This window comes from Streptomyces sp. NPDC059564 (assembly GCF_042735575.1).
Taxonomy (GTDB): domain Bacteria; phylum Actinomycetota; class Actinomycetes; order Streptomycetales; family Streptomycetaceae; genus Streptomyces.
In genome coordinates this window covers 1-2,689 of the sequence record NZ_JBHWBP010000590.1, presented here as the reverse complement: position 1 = coordinate 2,689, position 2,689 = coordinate 1, and the positions used below count along the sequence as shown (strand labels likewise).

Genomic DNA, 2,689 nt, shown 5'->3' with positions numbered 1-2,689 from the left:
GTACCTGAACGTCCCCTACGTGCCGCGCACGCCCGGCACGTCCGCTCCGTTGGGATCCGACGGGCGCCCTGGTCATGGGGTCGGGCACCGTCGTGCCGGTGGGCAGCCGGGTGACGACGATGTGCGCCGCCCGCGCCGCGCCCCCCGAGCCCCTGGCCGGATCCTGGCCGAGGACCAGGTCGGCCTCGTCCTCCACCCGGAGACCGTGAACCGCCACGCGTACTGACCGTTCAGCGAGCCAGCCGGGCCGCGAGCCCGTCGAGCACGCAGTCCAGGCCGAACGCGAACTCGACGTCGGGATCGAGTTCCTCTGCTTCGAGGACGCGGCGGGCGAGCATCGGGTGTTCGCCCGCCGCGAGGACCTCGCTGATGTAGGGGCCGACGCTGCGCTGCCACTCCTCCTCGCTGAGCCCGGTGCGCTGCTCCGCCCGCCGAAGGGCCTGCTGGGCGGCGACCGAACCCAGCACGTACGCATGCACGGCACTGAGCGCCTGCGAGGCCAGGGTCATGTCGGACGTGAGCGCGACGGCGGCGCGCAGTGCGGACTCGGAGCGCCGCAACGAGTTGGGGCCGAGCGCGGGCCTCCCCGCCAGTTCAGCCGCCAACCAGGGATGCCGCAGCAGCGTCCCGCGCAACGCGTGCGCGACCGCCCCCAGGCCGGCCCGCCAGTCCTCAGCGGACTCGGGCAGCGGATCCTCGCCCTGCGCCGTGTCGACCATCAGGTCCACCAGCTCGTCGCGGTTGGTGATGTACCGGTAGAGCGAGGCGGTCCCGGAACCGAGATCACCCGCGACCCGCCGCATCGACACCGCCGCCAATCCCTCCGCGTCCGCTACGGCCAGCGCCGCGGCCACGTACTGGTCCACCCCGGGCGCGCGTCGACGCGGCTCGGGGCGCGGCCGGGTCCACACCGACGACGAGGGAACGGGTTCGGTCATGGGGGCGGTTCCTTTCCTCGTTGACCCGCATCCTACCTTCTGGCTACGGTGTAGCCATGACGGAGACAGCGTATCCAAAAGCACTCGGACCCGTGCCCGTACCAGTGCTCGTGGTCGGAGGCGGCAGCGTCGGCCTGCTCACCGCGGCGCTGCTCACCCACCACGGCGTCCCCGCGGTGCTCGTCGAACGCCGGTCCGGGCCGTCGGTGCACCCACGTGCCACCGGCATCGGACCGCGCACCGTCGAGATCCTCCGCGAACTCGGACTCGAGACCGCCGTCGACGCCCTCGCGGTCGACCTCCGGGGCGCCGCGGGCAAGGCGGTGGCGCGGACCGTCGTCGAGATGGGCGCGGGCGACGTCGTGACCGTGCCCATGCCGGCCCCGTCCACCGACGAACTGGACGTGACACCGTTCAGACTGCGCGGCGTCTGCGCCCAGGACCGGCTCGACGCCGTCGTGGCAGCCGACCTGGCACGCCGCGGAGCGGACCTGCGCTGGTCGACCCGCCTGGTCGGCCTCGCGCAGGACGCCGACGGGGTCGACGTCGAACTGGAGGGACCCGACGGCCGCTACTCCCTGCGGTGCACGCGCGTAGTCGCCGCCGACGGCACGCACAGCACCGCGCGGACCGCGCTCGGCGTGGGCACCTCCGGGCCGGGCGACCTGGGCAAGTCGATGATCAACATCCTGTTCCGCGCCGACCTCCGACCGCACCTGCGGGGAATGTCCTTCGCCACCTGCACGATCACCACGCCGGAGGCGCCCGGCCTGCTGGCCACGGTGGACGGCGAGACGGACTGGGTCTTCCACGTCCGCTGCGACGTCGACGGCGGCGAACGCCCCGAGGACTTCACGCACGAGCGCTGCGCCGCGGTCGTCCGGCTGGCGGTCGGCGATCCCGACCTCGACGTCGAGGTGCGCAGCGTGCTCTCGTGGCGGCCCCGGAGCGCGGCGGCCGAGAGCTTCGCCGTCGGCCGCGTGTTCCTCGTGGGCGACGCCGCGCACACCGTGTCGCCCCTGGGCGCGTTCGGCCTCAACACCGGGGTCGCCGACGCGCACAACCTGGCGTGGAAGCTGGCCGCCGTCCACCACGGCGGGGCCGGTGCCGGGCTGCTCGACACCTACGCGCACGAACGTGAACCGGTCGCCGCGGCGACGCTGGACCAGGCGATGCGCAGGCTCGCCGACCCGCAGCTGCACTGGGGGCGCGGACCCGAGGCCGACGCGGCCAGGGCGGCGGCAGGGGTGTGGGCGGCGCCGGTCGTGCACCTCGGCCAGCGGTACGATTCGGCCGCTGTTGTCGACCCGCGGCCGGAACTCCCGTCCACAGTGGACCTGGTGCTGGACGGGTCGCCGGGTTCACGGGTGCCCCACGCGTGGATCGACGGGGTTTCCACGCTCGACCTGGTGGCGTCCCGGTGGACCCTGCTGGCGGGCGTCGCAGGCGAGCGCTGGCTCACGGCCGCGGCGAACGTCGGACTCTCCGCACATCGCGTCGCGGTCCCGTGGCTCCCCGACGAAGGGGCGCTGCTCGTCCGTCCGGACGGGATCGTCGCGATGCGCGCCACGGCCTCGGCGACGGACCCGGCGCGGTTCCTCACCGAGGTCTTGGACCAGGTGCTGGCCAGGCCGGTCCCGGTGGCGAACGCCTGAAGGGGGGCGCCTCGACGGAGGCGCCCCCCTTCGCGGCTAGAGCTTCGTGGTCCTCGGAGCGGCCGTCCGGACGGCCTCCGGCCTCCGGCTACCGGC

3 protein-coding genes are annotated in these 2,689 nt (G+C 74.2%); 1 reads left to right on the top strand and 2 read right to left on the bottom strand.

All coding sequences use genetic code 11. The annotated features are described in order from the left end of the window. Positions 1–196 (bottom strand): hypothetical protein (locus tag ACFV0Q_RS40630; protein WP_385013018.1); only part of this gene is annotated, 196 nt, incomplete at its 3' end. A gap of 34 nt (positions 197–230) precedes the next feature. After that, positions 231–938: a TetR/AcrR family transcriptional regulator C-terminal domain-containing protein gene (locus ACFV0Q_RS40625; RefSeq protein ID WP_385013017.1), complete on the bottom strand. Its 708-nt coding sequence runs from the start codon at positions 936–938 to the stop codon at positions 231–233. 92 nt (positions 939–1,030) lie between these two features. Here ACFV0Q_RS40625 and ACFV0Q_RS40620 point away from each other — a divergent pair, with 92 nt between their 5' ends. Further along, a complete protein-coding gene (locus ACFV0Q_RS40620; protein WP_385013015.1) occupies positions 1,031–2,593 on the top strand; it encodes an FAD-dependent monooxygenase in 1,563 nt (520 codons plus the stop codon). Positions 2,594–2,689: the final 96 nt, after the last annotated feature.